Consider the following 15,949-nt stretch of genomic DNA (forward strand, 5'->3'; position numbering starts at 1 on the left):
GGCAAATTCGGGCGTAGCCGAGGGAGATCGCCATGAACCGCCGGAACATCCTGTGGAGCGCCGTTTCAGCGCTAGGTGCGGCGCTCGGCGCCTCCCGCGCACAGGCCGCGACCGAGGCTCCGCCGTCGAACAGGCTCAAGGTCGTCTATCACCTCAGCGACGCCGAGAAGGTCAATTTCGTGCTCGGCAACATCCAGAACCACATCGACGGCGTCGGCGGCCCCGAGCACGTCACGATCGCGCTGGTGATCCACGGGCCGGCGCTGAAGGCGTTTCACTCGGCGCAGGCCAACCCCGATGTCAGCAAGCGCGTCGGCGAGTTCTCCAAGGACGGCGTCGAGCTCGCGGCCTGCGGCAACACGATGAAGGCGCAGAACGTCACGCTGACGGATCTGCTGCCGGGCTTCGTCAGCGCGGAGAAAGGCGGCGTGGTCCGCTTGGCCGAGCTCCAGTCGCAGGGATATCTCTATCTGCGGCCTTAGAGCACTGCTGTTGCCACGAAAAAGGTGCGCTCCCTCCCCCGCTCGCGGGGGAGGGCTCGGGAGAGGGTGTCTCCGCGATCGAGAACCCCCAAGAGGAGAGAACCCCTCACCCGGCGCTTTGCGCCGACCTCTCCCGCAAGCGGGAGAGGTGCAGCGGAGCCTGCGGCCGGTATCGAAATCCAATAGCCCCAAACACGCTTGACTTACCCATAACCCTGCGGTTATGAATTGATCCATAACTGAATGGTTATGGAATTTGCATGTCCACCGCCCCCGACCTCCTGTTCAGGACGCTCGCCGATCCGACCCGGCGGGCGATCTTCGAGCGGTTGTGCCGCGAGGGCGAGCAGACGGTCGGGGCACTGACCGCACGGTCGGGCGTTTCCCAGCCGGCGGTCTCGAAACATCTCGGCGCGCTGAAGCAGGCCGGCCTCGTGCGCGACCGCCATGAAGGACGCCAGACCCATTACAGCGCCCAGCCCGGTGCGCTCAATCCGCTGCTCGACTGGACCAGCCAGATGGCCGGGTTCTGGCAGAACCGGCTCGACGCACTCGACGATCTCCTGAAGAGGATGGACCAATGACCGAAACCTCAAGCGAGACCCGCGCCGTCGTCATCGAGCGCGAATTTGCCTTTCCGGCCGAGCGGATCTGGCGCGCGCTGACACAGCCGCACCTGATCGAGGAATGGCTGATGAAGAACGACTTCAAGCCGTCAGTCGGCCATCGCTTCAATCTTCGCGGCGAATGGGGCGGCGTGCTGGACTGCGAGGTGCTCACCATCGAGCCGCAGAAGACGCTCGCCTACACCTGGAATTTCGCGCATGAGGACGCGGCGTTCGACTTGCGAAGCGTCGTCACCTTCACGCTGACACCGACGAATGCGGGCACGCATCTGCGCGTCGAGCAGGCGGGCTTCAGCCCGACGCAGAAGCAGGCCTATGGCGGCGCGCATGCCGGCTGGAAGCAGTTTCTCACCAAGCTGGACGAGCTGCTGGCGCGACCGGATTGAGCCGGCGGCGTACATCCATTCCGACCATTGCAAAGGAGGTCTCGTTGAACATTCGACAAATCCATCGCTGGCTGTCCATCGCCTTCACGATCGCCGTCATCGCGAACATCGTCGCGATGACCATGCAGATCCAGGCCGTGTGGATCGGTTTCCTGGCGCTCGTCCCGCTGATCCCGCTGCTCGCGACCGGGCTGTATCTGTTTGCGCTGCCCTATCTTGACCGGCGCAGCGGCATGCAGCGCGAGGCGAGGTCATGAAGAAGGCCGCCGCGATGAAGACAAGCAGCCCGAAGGACGCGGACGGAGCGTCGGCGTCCAAGTTGATCGACGGCAGGATCAAGGAGCTCGGCGACTGGCGCGGCGAGATGCTCGGGCGGATTCGCGCCCTGATCAAGGACGCCGACCCTGACGTGGTCGAGGAATGGAAGTGGCGCGGCGTTCCCGTGTGGGAGCACGACGGCATCATCTGCACCGGCGAAACCTACAAGGCCGTCGTGAAGCTGACCTTTGCAAAGGGTGCGGCGCTCGATGACCCGGCCGGCCTGTTCAATTCCAGCCTCGACGGCAATGTGCGGCGCGCGATCGATATTCGCGAAGGCGAGAAAATCAACGAGAAAGCGCTGAAGGCGCTGATCCGCGCAGCCGTGGCCCTGAACGCGTCCAAGGTGAAGAAGAAGCCAGCGAAGACGAAAGCGTGATGAGCTGAGGTCAAATCGAGTCTGGCCAGGGCAAGGCAACGCTCTCTCCGTTCCCTCCCCCCTTGTGGGGGAGGGAACGCACCTTCGTCGGCGCACTAGTAGGGACTCATCGTCAAGCGCCAGAAGTTGCCGGCGCCTCAGGCCACCGCCGCCGGGATCGGGCGCGGGCTCACGACATATTCACGCAGGACCTTGTCGTTGGCATCGACCTCGATCAGCGCGACGTCGTAGGTCCAGAGGTCCGCCAGATGCTGGAGCACCCGCTTGGCGTCGGTCTCGTTGAGCTGTGCGCCCTTGATGACGTGGTGATGCAGGATCAGCCGGCGGTCGCCGGAGAGATCGACGTCGACCACTTCGATATTGGCGTCGATGTAGCCGACATCGTGCTGCCGCGCCAGCTCGCGCCGGACGCGGCGGAAGCCGCGCTCGTCGTGAATGGCATCGACGCGGATGCCGGCACGCTCCTCGGGGTCGTCGTGCAGATGGAACATGCGGAGCTGCCGCATCAGCTTCGGGCTCAGGAACTGGCCGATGAAGCTCTCGTCGCGGTAGTTGGCCCAGACGTCGCGCAGCACGCCCATCACGTCGTTCTTGCCGGCGATGTCAGGGAACCATTCGCGGTCCTCGTCCGACGGGCTGGTGACGATGCGCTCGATGTCCTGCATCATGGCGAAGCCGAGCGCGTAGGGATTGAAGCCGGAGAAGCGCGGATCGTCGAATTCGGGCTGGAACACCACATTGGTGTGCGATCCCAGGAATTCGAGGAAGTTGCCGTCGGTGATGCGGCCCTGCTGGTGCAGCTTGGTCATGATGCGATAGTGGACGTAGGTCGCCGTCCCCTCGTTCATCACCTTGGTCTGGCTCTGCGGATAGAAATATTGCGCGATGTGGCGGACGATGCGCAGCAATTCGCGCTGCCAGGGCGCCAGCCGCGGCGCGCTCTTTTCCAGGAAGTAGAGCAGGTTTTCCTGCGGCAGGCCGAGCAGCTTGCGGCGCCGCTCGACGCTGAGCGCGGAACGGCTCTTGCTCTTGCCCGCCGGCACGGTGCGCCAGAGGTCGTTGAAGACCTCCTCCTCGTGCTGGCGGCGACGCCCTGCCCGCTTCTCCTCGGCGCGCAGGTCGAGCTTCTTCTTGCCCGGGTAGCGGTCGATGCCGTGCGACATCAGCGCGTGCGCGGCATCGAGCGTACGCTCGACCTCGGCGCGGCCGTAGCGCTCCTCGCACTGCATGACGTAGTTCTTGGCGAAATCGAGATAGTCCAGAATGCCGTCGGCGTCGGTCCACTGCTTGAACAGATAGTTGTTCTTGAAGAAGTGATTGTGGCCGAAGGCGGCGTGCGCGATCACCAGCGTCTGCATCGTCGCCGTATTCTCCTCCATCAGATAGGAGATGCAGGGCGAGGAGTTGATCACGATCTCATAGGCGAGGCCCATCAGGCCCTTGCGGTAGGAGGCCTCGTGGTAGGCGAAGTGCTTGCCGAAGGACCAGTGCTTGTAGAACAGGGGCATGCCGACCGACGAGTAGGCATCCAGCATCTGCTCGGCGGTGATGACCTCGATCTGGTTCGGATAGACGTCGAGCCCGAGATCGTTCTTCGCCACCTCCTCACAGGCATCGGTGATGCGCTGCAAGGTGTGGAAGTCCCAATCCGCGCCTTCGAACAATCTTTCCGTCATGGAGCGGCTTTCTCCTGAGAGGTTTCGCGGCGCTGGAACAGGTCGTGGAACACCGGGAAGATCTCGCTGCGCTCGCTGACCTTGCGCATCGAGAGCGGTGCGCCGCTGTTGCGCAGGCGCTCATAGAGGGTCCAGAGCGAGGAGTCGGAGAGATCGAAGGCGCTGCCGCCGGACTCGCCGACCTCGAGATAGGCAAAGAACTGGCAGACCGGCAGGATCTTGTCGGTCAGCAGAAGCCCAGTGAGCTCGCCGTCGGAATAGGAGTTGTCGCCGTCGGAGGCCTGCGCTGCGTAGATATTCCAGTCCGACGGATTGAAGCGCTCGCGCACGATGTCGTGCATCGCCTGGAGCGCGCTGGAGACCAGCGTGCCGCCGGAGGCCGGGCCGTAGAAGAAGGTCTGCTCGTCCACCTCCTCGGCGCGGTCGGTGTGGCGGATGAAGACGATCTCGACGTGCTTGTAGCGGCGCTTCAGGAACACATAGAGCAGCATGTAGAAGCGTTTGGCGAGATCCTTCATGTGCTCGGACATCGAGCCGGAGACGTCCATCAGGCAGAACATCACGGCCTGCGCGACCGGCTTCGGCACCGTCTCGAAGCGGCGGTAGCGGATGTCGAGCGGATCGATGAACGGAATCCGCTTCGTCTTCGCCATCAGCTTTTCCAGCTCGGCGAGAAGCACCACACGCTCGTCCTCGTCCGTGCATGCGGCGATTGCGGCTTCGAGCTCTTCGATCTCGTCCTTGCGGGGACGCTTGAGCGCGATGCGGCGGGCGAGCGCGAGCTTCACCGTCCGGCTCACCGAGATGTTGGCGGGCGAGCCCGACGTGGTGTAGCCGGCGCGCTGGATGCCCTCGCTCTCGGTCTGCGCGATCTTGCGCTTGGCAAGATCCGGCAGCTCGAGGTCGTCGAGGAAGAGATCGACGAATTCGTCGCGGCTCAGCACGAAGCGGAAGGCGTCCTCGCTGTCGCCTTCGCCGGGACCGGAATCCTTGGCGCTGCCCTGGCCGGAACGCTGCAGATAGTCGCCCTCGACGAACTTCTTGTTTCCGGGCAACACCATGTCGCGCGTTCCGCCTTCGCGGCGGAAACGCGGCTCATGCATCCCGTCGAGCGGGATCGTGACCTCACCACCCTCCAGGACGTCCTTGATGTCGCGTTCCTGCGAGGTCTTCTTGACGGCGCCCTGCACCAGGGATTTGGCCCGACGCAAGAACCGCTGGCGGTTCTCAAGACTCTTGCCGCCTGGATTCAGGCGCCTGTCAATAATGTGAATGGGCACTTTTCCATCCGCCTCAACCGGCCTGCTTCACACGCATATACCATTCGACGAGCCGGCGAACCTGACGCTCGGTGTAGCCGCGCTCCACCATGCGTGCGACGAACTCGCCGTGCTTCTTCTCCGTCTCGCCGTCCTTCTTCGACCCGAAGGAGATGACCGGAAGCAGGTCCTCGACTTGGGAGAATATCCGCTTTTCGATCACGTCGCGAATCTTCTCGTAGGAGGTCCAGGTCGGATTCTTGCCGCCGTTCTGGGCCCGCGACCGTAACGAGAATTTGACCACCTCGTTGCGGAAGTCCTTGGGGTTGGCGATGCCCGCCGGCTTCTCGATTTTGGTCAGTTCCTGGTTCAACAATTCGCGATCCAGGAGCTGTCCCGTATCGGGATCCTTGAAGTCCTGGTCCTCGATCCAGGCATCGGCATAGTCGACGTAGCGATCGAACAGGTTCTGGCCGTAATCCGAGTAGGATTCGAGATAGGCTTTCTGGATCTCGTTTCCGATGAACTCGGCATAGCGCGGCGCGAGGTCCGCCTTGATGAATTCGAGGTACCGTTTCTCGACTTCCTCGGGCAGCTGCTCGCGCTTGATCGACTGCTCCAGCGCGTACATCAGATGCACGGCGTCGGCGGCGACCTCCTGCGGATCGTGGTTGAAGGTTGCAGCCAGGATCTTGAAGGCAAAGCGCGTGGAGACGCCGTCCATGCCCTCGTCGACGCCGGCGGCATCGCGATATTCCTGGACGCTGCGCGCCTTCGGATCGGATTCCTTCAGGCTCTCACCGTCGTAGACCCGCATCTTGCCAAACACGGTGGAATTCTCGTGCTTGCGCAGGCGCGACATCACCGAGAAACGCGCCATCGTCTCCAGCGTCGACGGCGCACACGGCGCCGACGCCAGCTCGGAGCCCTGGATCAGCTTCTCGTAGATCTTCTGCTCTTCCGTGACCCGCAGGACATAGGGCACCTTGATCACGCAGATGCGGTCGATGAAGGCTTCGTTGTTCTTGTTGGCCTTGAAGCTCGCCCACTCCGCCTCGTTGGAGTGCGCGAGGATGATGCCGGTGAACGGGATCGCACCGATGTTCTCGGTGCCGATGTAGTTGCCTTCCTGCGTCGCCGTGAGCAGCGGGTGCAGCATCTTGATCGGCGCCTTGAACATCTCGACGAATTCGAGGATACCCTGATTGGCGCGGTTGAGACCGCCGGAATAGCTGTAGGCGTCGGGGTCGTTCTGCGCGTAGGTCTCGAGCTTGCGGATGTCGACCTTGCCGACCAGCGAGGAGATGTCCTGGTTGTTCTCGTCACCGGGCTCGGTCTTGGCAATCGCGATCTGGCGCAGCCGCGACGGCTGGATTTTTGCGACCCGGAACTGGGAAATGTCGCCGCCGAAGGCCTCAAGCCGCTTGTAGCACCACGGGCTCATCAATCCGGTGAGGCGCCGGCGCGGAATGCCGTATTTCTCCTCCAGCATCGGCCCGAGCTGATCGGGATCGAACAGGCTGAGCGGGCTCTCGAACACGGGCGAGAGTTCGTCGCCGGCCTTGAGCACGTAGATCGGATGCACTTCCATCAGCGACTTCAGCCGCTCGGCGAGCGAGGATTTGCCGCCGCCGACGGGGCCGAGCAGATAGAGGATCTGCTTGCGCTCCTCCAGGCCCTGCGCCGCGTGCCGGAAGAAACCAACGATGCGCTCGATGGTTTCTTCCATGCCGTAGAAGCCGGCGAAGGCCGGATAGGTACGGATGGTGCGGTTCAAAAAAATACGGCCAAGGCGTGGGTCCTTGGCCGTGTCAATCGTCTGTGGTTCACCGATCGCTGCTAGCAGTCGTTCGGCCGCGTTCGCGTATTTCATGGGATCGCTTCGACACGATTCCAGATATTCTGCCATCGACATGTCGTGCTGGCTTCTCGCCTCGAACGACCGAGCGAAAGCGTTGAATAGAGAATCGTTGTACATGATCCCTCTCCGCGTGAGTTCCGCTACAAGCTGAAACGAAAGCAGTTACCGGACCGTTCCTCAGGCCGTTTCGAATCAGCGTGAGCACATGACGATCATTGGACACCCGGGGGCCGACTCGACGCAACGCACAACGTAGGCAACCAGGTGAGTTACGAACAGGCACCTGCCTGTTATTTATGCGAATCTATGTATATCTTCGCTCATTTCCAGCAAATGTCACTCGGCCGCAACATCCGGGCGTTACCGGGGATCAGCCTATCCGGCGGTGCAGCATAGCCGTCAGCCGGCGGCAGCTTTATGACGCTTGTGCGGCCAAGCCTTGTGAGACCGGACCCGAGCCTTCCGCACCTTGATCGCGGTCCCGCCGCAATGCGGTGCGTGAATCGCTGGCGGCGTGACAGTCGCGGCAGGCGCGCAGCAATGTGTCAAAATCGGTCGCCAGTCCGTCGGGGCGTATGATGATGCGATCGTCCTGCACGCCGCGCGACGTCGACCGGATGTTGGCGCGGATACAGGAGAGCTGCCGCTGCAAGCCCGGCGTCGGCGTCAGCACGATCGCCTTGCGGCCGCGCCGCTCCTCGGTCGAAACCTCCGCAATCGACTCCCACAGCAGAAATTCATTGCCGATGCGGAGATCGCGGATGCCATAGGGGGTGACGATCACCACCGGCCCGCGTTCGGCGGGGAGCATCCAGATCAGCCGGCTGGTGACCAGGCCGAACACCGCGACGCCGGCATAGCCGACCGTCGTGTCGTAGTCGCCGAGGCCGTCCCACCAGTCGACGGCAAGGCCGGCGCTGAGCAGGGTCATCGCAAAGCCCGCCGCGACCAGCAGCCGCAGATACGTCGTGCATGGGTTGATTTCGAGATCGTGGGCCGCGTCGATACCTACGGCCGGCACGACTGATTGCGATCCGTCGGTGACGGCGAGCGGTGGGCCGTCAGGATGTGCGTGCATGCCTTCCCCCAGCATGGCCATTCGCGACCGGGCGATGAAGCATCAGGCGGATCGGAATCCGCCGATGCACTCTGTGCAGCGGCCGGCAGACGTTACGCAACGAGACCTCGACCGAACCTCCCCGGCCAGCGACTTTTTACGCAACACGACCACAACCGCCTGGATCGCCATGATCGCGACGGAGTTACACTGGAGGGTATGACGCCTATTCCCTTGATTGGTTCCCTCCCGGGAGCATGTAAGCTAGAGGATAGCGCGTCAGGACCGGCGCGGAAACCCCTCGCCCGCAGGCTTGGAGATAAATAAGTATCATGAATCCCGTCAAAGAACTGGAAAAGCACGGACAAGCCGTCTGGCTGGACTTCCTGGCCCGTGGCTTCATCGCCAAGGGCGACCTCAAGCGGCTGATCGACACCGACGGCGTCAAGGGCGTCACCTCCAATCCGTCGATCTTCGAGAAGGCGATCGGCAGTTCGGACGAGTACGACGCCCCGATCGGCAAGGCGCTGAAGCGCGGCGACCGGAGCGTGGCCGACCTGTTCGAAGCCGTCGCGGTCGAGGACATCCAGAACGCCGCCGACGTGCTCCGCCCAGTCTATGACCGCCTCAAGGGGGGCGACGGCTATGTCAGCCTGGAGGTCTCGCCCTATCTTGCGATGGACACCGCCGGGACGGTCGCCGAGGCACGGCGGCTCTGGAAGGACGTCAACCGCAAGAACCTGATGGTTAAGGTGCCGGCGACGCCGGAAGGCCTGCCAGCGATCGAGACGCTCATCGGCGAGGGCATCAGCATCAACATCACGCTGCTGTTCTCCAGGGACGTCTACCTCCAGGTCGCGGAGGCCTATCTCGCCGGCCTCGAGAAATACGTCGCGGGCGGCGGCGATCCGTCGCATGTCGCGAGCGTCGCGAGCTTCTTCGTCAGCCGGATCGACTCGGTGGTCGACAAGCAGCTCGACGAGAAGATCGCGCGCGCCAACGACCCCAGCGAGAAGGAACGGCTTGCCGCGCTGAAGGGCAAGGTCGCCATCGCCAACGCCAAGGTCGCCTACCAGGATTACAAGCGCCTGTTCTCCGGTTCCCGCTGGGACAAGCTCGCCGCCAGGGGCGCCAAGCCGCAGCGCATGCTGTGGGCCTCGACCGGCACCAAGAACAAGGATTACAGCGACGTCCTCTATGTCGAGGAGCTGATCGGCCCCGACACCATCAATACCGTGCCGCCGGCGACGCTGGATGCGTTCCGCGACCACGGCAAGCCGCGCGACAGCCTGGAAGAGAACATCGACGACGCAAGGCGCGTGCTGGAAGAGCTGGAGCGCTCCGGCGTCTCGCTCGACGCGATCACCGAAGAGCTGGTCAAGGACGGCGTCAAGCTGTTCGCCGACGCCGCCGACAAGCTCTACGGCGCCGTCGCGCACAAGCGCGCAACCGTGCTCGGGCCCGCGCTCGACCGCCAGCAGTTGTCGCTCGGCGACGGGCTCGGCAAGGCGGTGGCGAAGAGCACCGAGGAATGGCGCGCGTCGGCCAAGATCCGCAGGCTATGGCAGCGTGACAAATCGGTCTGGACCGGGGCCGACGAGGACAAATGGCTCGGCTGGCTCGACAGCGCCGCCAAGGCCGACGTCGCCGACTACGAGGACTATGCGAGCCGCGTGAAGGGCCAGAAATTCTCCGATGCGGTCGTGCTCGGCATGGGCGGATCGAGCCTCGGGCCCGAGGTGCTGGCCGAGACCTTTGCGCGAAAGTCAGGCTTTCCGAAGCTGCATGTGCTCGATTCCACCGATCCCGCCCAGGTGCGGGCGATGGAAGCGAAGATCGACATCGCCAACACCGTGTTCATCGTATCCAGCAAGTCGGGCGGCACCACCGAGCCGAACGCGATGAAGGACTATTTCCACGACCGCGTCGCGCAGGCGGTCGGCCCCAAGGTGAAGACCGGCCACCGCTTCATCGCGGTGACCGATCCCGGCTCGTCGCTGGAGAAGTCGGCCAAGACGCTGAACTACGCCCGTATCTTCCACGGCGAGCCCTCGATCGGCGGCCGCTATTCGGTGCTCTCGCCGTTCGGCCTAGTGCCGGCGGCGACCGCGGGCATCGACGTCAAGACCTTCGTCAAGCATGCGCTCGCGATGGCCCGCTCCTGCGGACCGGACGTGCCGCCAAGCGAGAATCCCGGCGTGCAGCTCGGCCTTGCCATGGGCCTCGCCGGCCTCGAAGGCCGCGACAAGGTGACGATCCTGTCGTCGAAGAAGATCACCGATTTCGGCGCCTGGGCCGAGCAGCTGATCGCGGAATCGACCGGCAAGGAGGGCAAGGGCCTGATCCCGATCGACGGCGAGCCGCTGGGCGAAGCCGCGGCTTACGGCAACGACCGCTTCTTCATCGACATCCGCACCGAGGGCGAGGCGGACGCCGCCCATGATTCGAAGCTTGCCGCGATCGAAGCGGCCGGCCATCCCGTCGTGCGCATCGTCATGAAGTCGATCGACCATCTCGGTCAGGAGTTCTTCCGCTTCGAGATGGCCACGGCGGTGGCAGGCAGCATCCTCGGCATCAACCCGTTCGACCAGCCGGACGTGGAAGCGGCCAAGATCAAGACCCGCGAGCTCACCGCGTCGTTCGAGAAGACCGGCGCGCTGCCGGCGGAGCAGCCGGTGGTCAGCACCGACGAGGCCGATCTCTACACCGACGAGGCCAACGCCACGGCACTGCGCGCCGCCGGCGCCAACGGCGACCTCACTTCCTGGCTGAAGGCGCATCTCTCGCGCTCGGGCCATGGCGATTATGTCGCCCTGCTTGGCTACATCGCGCGCGACAAGGCCACCATCGACGCGCTTCAGGCGATGCGGCTCGAGGTGCGCGAGAAGCGCCATGTCGCGACCTGCGCCGAGTTCGGACCGCGCTTCCTGCACTCGACGGGACAGGCCTACAAGGGCGGGCCCGACAGCGGCGTGTTCCTCCAGATCACCGCTGACGACGCCAAGGACCTGGCCGTGCCGGGCCAGAAGGCCAGCTTCGGCGTGATCAAGGCGGCGCAGGCGCGCGGCGATTTCGATGTGCTCACCGAGCGCGGGCGGCGCGCATTGCGCGTCCACCTGAAGGGCGGACTCAAGAAGGGTCTCGCGGCGCTCAACGCGGCGCTTAACGACGCGCTGAATTAAGGGAATCTCTCAGATGCAACTCGGCATGATCGGCCTCGGCCGGATGGGCGGCAACATCGTTCGCCGGCTGATGCGCCACGGCCATTCGACCGTGGTCTATGACAAGGACGCCAAAGCCGTCGCCGGCCTTGCCGCAGACGGCGCGGTAGGCTCGGCGACGCTGGAGGAGTTCGTCGCAAAGCTGGAGCGGCCGCGCACGGCCTGGGTGATGCTGCCTGCGGGGCGCATCACCGAGACGACGATCGACACGATCGCGGGCGTGATGCAGGAAGGCGACGTCATCATCGACGGCGGCAACACCTTCTGGCAGGACGACGTCCGCCGCGGCAAGGCGCTGAAGGCACGCGGCATCCACTATGTCGACGTTGGCACCTCCGGCGGCGTCTGGGGTCTCGACCGCGGCTATTGCATGATGATCGGCGGCGAGAAACAGGTGGTCGACCGGCTCGATCCGATCTTCGCCGCGCTCGCGCCCGGCGCCGGCGACATTCCGCGCACGGAAGGACGTGAGGGGCGCGATCCCCGCATCGAGCAGGGCTATATCCACGCCGGCCCCGTCGGCGCCGGCCACTTCGTCAAGATGATCCACAACGGCATCGAATACGGCCTGATGCAGGCCTATGCCGAAGGGTTCGACATCCTCAAGAACGCCAACATCGATGCCTTGCCGGCGGACCATCGCTACGATTTCGATCTCGCCGACATCGCAGAAGTCTGGCGGCGCGGCAGCGTGATCCCGTCCTGGCTGCTCGATCTCACCTCGACGGCGCTCGCCGACAGCCCGGCATTGGCGGAATATTCCGGCTTCGTCGAAGATTCCGGCGAAGGCCGCTGGACCGTGAATGCGGCGATCGACGAAGCGGTGCCGGCCGAAGTTCTGACCGCGGCGCTCTACACACGTTTCCGTTCCCGCAAGGAACACACCTTCGCCGAAAAAATTCTCTCCGCGATGCGCGCGGGTTTCGGCGGCCACAAGGAGCCGAAGCAGCCGGGCGCTTCGAAGCCCAAATAGAAGGCGAAGTATCAAGTAACAGAGCGAAGGCCGATCATTCGTGACAAAAGACCCGCAAGCCAAGCGCAAGCCGGAAAATTGCGCCTTCGTCATCTTTGGCGTGACCGGAGACCTTACTCATCGCCTTGTGATGCCCTCGCTCTACAATCTCGCGGCCGAGCACCTGTTACCGGAAAAGTTCTGTGTCGTCGGCGTGGCCCGCAAGGGCCAATCGGATGACGAGCTGCGCAGCAGCCTGTTGAAGGGCCTGCGCCAGTTCGCGACGCGACCCGTGGACGACGATATCGCCCAGAAGCTGCTGCAATGCCTGACCTTCGTCGAGGCCGACCCGAAGGACTCGCCGTCCTTCGACCGCTTGCGCGAGCATCTGGATTCGCTGGAATGCGCGCAGGACACCGGCGGCAACCGGCTGTTCTATCTGGCAACGCCGCCCGCCGCGTTCGCGCCGACCGCGCGCGAGCTCGGCCGCACCGGCATGATGGAGGAGAACGGCGCCTGGCGACGCCTCGTGATCGAAAAGCCGTTCGGCACCGATCTCGCCTCGGCACGCGCGCTGAACGCCGAGCTCCTGAAGATCATGGACGAGCACCAGATCTACCGGATCGATCACTATCTCGGCAAGGAGACGGTGCAGAACATTTTGGTGCTGCGCTTTGCCAACGGCATGTTCGAGCCGATCTGGAATCGCAACCACATCGACCACATCCAGATCACGGTGGAAGAGAAGCTCGGCGTCGGCCATCGCGGCGGCTTCTACGACGCCACCGGCGCGCTGCGCGACATGGTACCGAACCATCTGTTCCAGCTGATGTCGCTGGTCGCGATGGAGCCCCCCGCCCGCTTCGACGCGCATTCCGTGCGCTCCGAGAAGGCCGACGTGCTCACCTCGATCCAGCAGCCCAGCCGGGAAGAGGCGCTGAAGAATTCAGTGCGCGCGCAATATCTCGCCGGCCGCATCGGCGACGAGGAGATCACGGACTATCGCAAGACCGAGGACGTCAAGCCCGGCAGCACCACCGAGACCTTTGTCGCGCTCAAGCTGATGATCGACAATTGGCGCTGGGCCGGCGTCCCCTTCTACTTGCGCACCGGCAAGGCGCTGGGTCACAAGCGCACCGAAGTCGCGATCAAGTTCAAGCAGGCGCCGCTGTCGATGTTTTCGGGCACGGACGTCGACCGCCTGTCGCAGAACTTCCTTACCATCGGCATCGCGCCGACCGAGACCATCGAGCTTCAGTTCAACGCCAAGATTCCGGGCCCGAGCATCACCATCGACGGCGTCGAGATGAAGTTCCGCTATGGCGACTATTTCCGCGTCGATCCCTCGACCGGCTACGAGACGCTGATCTACGACTGCATGATCGGCGACAACATACTGTTCCAGCGCGCCGACGGCATCGAGGCCGGATGGCAGGCGGTGCAGCCGTTCCTGGACGCCTGGAAGAGCGAGGGCACCAACGGCATCGAGACCTATGAAGCCGGCAGCGACGGCCCCGCCTGCGCGGACGAGCTGCTCCGGCGCGACGGACGAAGCTGGCGGAAGTTTTCGTGATGGCGGCGGCCGGCAAGCCGAAGCTGATTGTCGCGGCCGACGCCGAGGCCCTTGCGCAGGCCGCGGCGGAACGGGTGATGGCGCGGATTGGCGCCAATCCGGGGCGTATCGCGATCTGCCTGACCGGCGGCTCGAGCCCGAAAAAGCTCTATCAACTGCTCGGCGGCGATTCCTGGCGTGGAAAAATCCCGTGGGATCGCGTGCACTGGTTCATCGGCGACGAGCGCTTCGTGGCTGAGAACGATCCCCTCAACAACATGGCGGTCGCGCGCGCGACCTTTCTCGACCGCAATGCGCCCTCCGGCCATGTCCACCCGATCCCGACCGCGACTGAGAACCCGGATCAAGGCGCCGCCGCCTATGCGCGCGAGCTGCAGGCCTTCTACGGTTCGGAAAGCCTCGATCCGGCCCGGCCACTGTTCGACCTGGTCTTGATGGGCGCCGGCCCGGACGGCCACACCGCCTCGCTGTTTCCCGGCTATCCCGAGATCGAGGAGAGCAAGCGTTGGGTCGTCGGGGTGCCCAAGGCCAATGTGGCCCCCTTCGTGCCGCGGGTCTCCCTCACCCTGCCCGTCCTTGCGTCCTGCCGCGAAATGCTGTTCGAGATTGCGGGACATGACAAGCAGCCGATCTTGACGCGCCTCCTCAATGGCGAGACTCTGCCGGCTGTACGCGCGCGCTCGAATGGTGAGACCGTCTGGCTGGTCGACCAGGCCGCGCTTCCGGAGGAAATTCGTGGGCCGCGTTGAAGCACCTTGTGCGTTGATCGTGATGGGCGTGTCGGGTTCGGGCAAGAGCACGGTTGCGGAGGCGCTGGGCGAGCGGCTCGGCTGGCGCTTCGAGGACGGCGACAGCTTTCATCCCGCCAGCAATGTCGAGAAGATGAAGGCCGGCCATCCCCTCACCGACGAGGACCGCTGGCCCTGGCTCAACGCCATCGCCGACGAGATCGAACGGGTCTGCAAGAGCGGCAAGCACGTCATCATCGCCTGCTCGGCGCTGAAGCACACCTATCGTGACGTACTGCTGCGGGGGCGCGACGACGTCCGCTTCGTCTTCCTGAAGGGCACGAAGGAGCTGATCGCCGAACGCCTCGCGCACCGCAAGGGCCACTTCATGCCGCCAGGGCTGCTGACGAGCCAGTTCAACACGCTGGAAGCCCCGGAGGCGAGCGAGCACGTCGTCACCGTCTCGATCGACGAAACCGTCGAGGCGATCGTGGACGGCGTCGTGCGGCAATTGAAACTGGGCGGCGCAATACCCAAGGTTCTGCCATGACGCCAATCTCACTCGTGGTCTCCGACGTCGACGGCACGCTGCTGACAAAGGACAAGACGCTGACGGAACGTGCGAGGTCCGCGGTGCAGCGGCTGCACCAGGCTGGCATCGGCTTCACCATCACCTCCAGCCGCCCCGCCATCGGGATGCGCTTCCTGATCGAGCCGCTGGCGCTGTGGCTGCCGGTCGGCCCGTTCAACGGCTCCTCGATCGTCGATCCCGAGATGAAGCCGGTCGAGCAGCACCTCATCCCCGCAGGCGCGGTCGAGCGGTCCTTGCAGATCCTCCGGGAGTTCCGCGCCGACATCTGGCTGTTCACCACCGACAAATGGCTGATCGACAACCCTGGCGGTAAATACGTCGCCCATGAGCAGCACACCATCCGCTCCGATCCGACCATCGTGACGGATTTCTCGCCGTACCTTGCCAGCGCCTGCAAGATCGTCGGTGCCAGCACCGACGCCGCCGGGCTCGAGCGTTGCGAGAAGGCGATGCAGGAGGCGCTCGGCAGCGAGGCGACCGCGGTGCGCTCGCAGACCTATTATCTCGACATCACCCCGCCCGGCTTCAACAAGGGCACCTTCGTCGAGGCGATGGCCAAGCGCCTCGGCATCGCGACCGACACGGTCGCCACCATCGGCGACATGCAGAACGACCTTGCGATGTTCCGCGTCAGCGGCACCTCGATCGCCATGGGCAATGCCACCGACGACGTCAAGGACCGGGCCACCCACGTCACCGCAACCAACGAACAGGACGGTTTTGCGGAGGCAATGGAGATGATCTTGAAGCGGAACGGGGTCGGCTAGGGCTTGATGGCCTCAACTATCGCCTGCCGCTGGGTGCCCACCTCTCCCCAGCGGGGAGAGGTGAAGAACCTG

At 64.2% G+C, this 15,949-nt stretch carries 15 protein-coding genes; 11 read left to right on the forward strand and 4 right to left on the reverse strand.

Going from position 1 to position 15,949, the window contains the following annotated elements:
- Nucleotides 1–32: 32 nt before the first annotated feature.
- From AAFG50_RS33400 to AAFG50_RS33420, 5 genes are all read left to right on the forward strand, one after another.
- The gene (locus AAFG50_RS33400) at nucleotides 33–482 is read left to right on the forward strand and encodes a DsrE family protein (protein WP_028174550.1); all 450 of its coding nucleotides are present in this window, start codon (nucleotides 33–35) and stop codon (nucleotides 480–482) included.
- Between the two features lie 260 nt (nucleotides 483–742).
- The gene (locus AAFG50_RS33405; RefSeq protein WP_011089489.1) at nucleotides 743–1,066 is read left to right on the forward strand and encodes a metalloregulator ArsR/SmtB family transcription factor; all 324 of its coding nucleotides are present in this window, start codon (nucleotides 743–745) and stop codon (nucleotides 1,064–1,066) included.
- Nucleotides 1,063–1,494, forward strand: a complete 432-nt coding sequence (locus AAFG50_RS33410) for an SRPBCC domain-containing protein (protein ID WP_011089490.1) — start codon at nucleotides 1,063–1,065, stop codon at nucleotides 1,492–1,494. The genes AAFG50_RS33405 and AAFG50_RS33410 overlap by 4 nt, the downstream gene beginning before the upstream one ends.
- A gap of 44 nt (nucleotides 1,495–1,538) precedes the next feature.
- Entirely contained in the window at nucleotides 1,539–1,751 is a 213-nt protein-coding gene (locus tag AAFG50_RS33415; protein WP_028174549.1) for a hypothetical protein, read from the forward strand.
- The gene (locus AAFG50_RS33420) at nucleotides 1,748–2,191 is read left to right on the forward strand and encodes a DUF1801 domain-containing protein (protein WP_011089492.1); all 444 of its coding nucleotides are present in this window, start codon (nucleotides 1,748–1,750) and stop codon (nucleotides 2,189–2,191) included. The genes AAFG50_RS33415 and AAFG50_RS33420 overlap by 4 nt, the downstream gene beginning before the upstream one ends.
- Nucleotides 2,192–2,328: 137 nt before the next feature.
- On the opposite strand, the gene AAFG50_RS33425 is transcribed toward AAFG50_RS33420, so the two are convergent.
- The 4 genes from AAFG50_RS33425 to AAFG50_RS33440 all read right to left on the reverse strand — a co-directional run bounded on the left by AAFG50_RS33425 (nucleotide 2,329) and on the right by AAFG50_RS33440 (nucleotide 8,086).
- Nucleotides 2,329–3,867, reverse strand: coding sequence for a SpoVR family protein (locus tag AAFG50_RS33425; RefSeq protein WP_011089493.1), 1,539 nt, complete (start codon nucleotides 3,865–3,867; stop codon nucleotides 2,329–2,331).
- Nucleotides 3,864–5,141 carry a YeaH/YhbH family protein gene (locus AAFG50_RS33430; protein WP_028174548.1) on the reverse strand — a complete coding sequence of 426 codons (1,278 nt, stop codon included), beginning with the start codon at nucleotides 5,139–5,141 and terminating at the stop codon, nucleotides 3,864–3,866. Before AAFG50_RS33430 ends, AAFG50_RS33425 begins: the two co-directional genes overlap by 4 nt.
- Nucleotides 5,142–5,160: 19 nt before the next feature.
- Nucleotides 5,161–7,104 carry a PrkA family serine protein kinase gene (locus AAFG50_RS33435; protein ID WP_011089495.1) on the reverse strand — a complete coding sequence of 648 codons (1,944 nt, stop codon included), beginning with the start codon at nucleotides 7,102–7,104 and terminating at the stop codon, nucleotides 5,161–5,163.
- Between the two features lie 298 nt (nucleotides 7,105–7,402).
- The gene (locus tag AAFG50_RS33440) at nucleotides 7,403–8,086 is read right to left on the reverse strand and encodes an STM3941 family protein (RefSeq protein ID WP_028174547.1); all 684 of its coding nucleotides are present in this window, start codon (nucleotides 8,084–8,086) and stop codon (nucleotides 7,403–7,405) included.
- 290 nt (nucleotides 8,087–8,376) lie between these two features.
- Here AAFG50_RS33440 and AAFG50_RS33445 point away from each other — a divergent pair, with 290 nt between their 5' ends.
- The 6 genes from AAFG50_RS33445 to AAFG50_RS33470 are packed head-to-tail and all read left to right on the forward strand — an operon-like array spanning nucleotide 8,377 to nucleotide 15,877.
- Nucleotides 8,377–11,226, forward strand: coding sequence for a bifunctional transaldolase/phosoglucose isomerase (locus tag AAFG50_RS33445; protein ID WP_028174546.1), 2,850 nt, complete (start codon nucleotides 8,377–8,379; stop codon nucleotides 11,224–11,226).
- Nucleotides 11,227–11,239: 13 nt separating this feature from the next.
- Nucleotides 11,240–12,238 (forward strand): phosphogluconate dehydrogenase (NAD(+)-dependent, decarboxylating), encoded by a 999-nt coding sequence (gene gnd / locus AAFG50_RS33450; protein ID WP_011089498.1) that lies wholly within the window; start codon nucleotides 11,240–11,242, stop codon nucleotides 12,236–12,238.
- 40 nt (nucleotides 12,239–12,278) lie between these two features.
- On the forward strand, nucleotides 12,279–13,790 hold the full coding sequence (zwf, locus tag AAFG50_RS33455; RefSeq protein WP_011089499.1) for a glucose-6-phosphate dehydrogenase: 1,512 nt from the start codon (nucleotides 12,279–12,281) through the stop codon (nucleotides 13,788–13,790).
- A complete protein-coding gene (gene pgl / locus AAFG50_RS33460) occupies nucleotides 13,790–14,539 on the forward strand; it encodes a 6-phosphogluconolactonase (RefSeq protein ID WP_028174545.1) in 750 nt (249 codons plus the stop codon). The genes zwf and pgl overlap by 1 nt, the downstream gene beginning before the upstream one ends.
- Complete coding sequence (locus tag AAFG50_RS33465) at nucleotides 14,526–15,068, forward strand: gluconokinase (protein WP_011089501.1); 543 nt, start codon at nucleotides 14,526–14,528, stop codon at nucleotides 15,066–15,068. The genes pgl and AAFG50_RS33465 overlap by 14 nt, the downstream gene beginning before the upstream one ends.
- A complete protein-coding gene (locus AAFG50_RS33470) occupies nucleotides 15,065–15,877 on the forward strand; it encodes a Cof-type HAD-IIB family hydrolase (protein ID WP_011089502.1) in 813 nt (270 codons plus the stop codon). The genes AAFG50_RS33465 and AAFG50_RS33470 overlap by 4 nt, the downstream gene beginning before the upstream one ends.
- Nucleotides 15,878–15,949 lie beyond the last annotated feature (72 nt).

It is taken from the genome of Bradyrhizobium sp. B039 (genome assembly GCF_038965675.1).
GTDB lineage: Bacteria > Pseudomonadota > Alphaproteobacteria > Rhizobiales > Xanthobacteraceae > Bradyrhizobium > Bradyrhizobium diazoefficiens.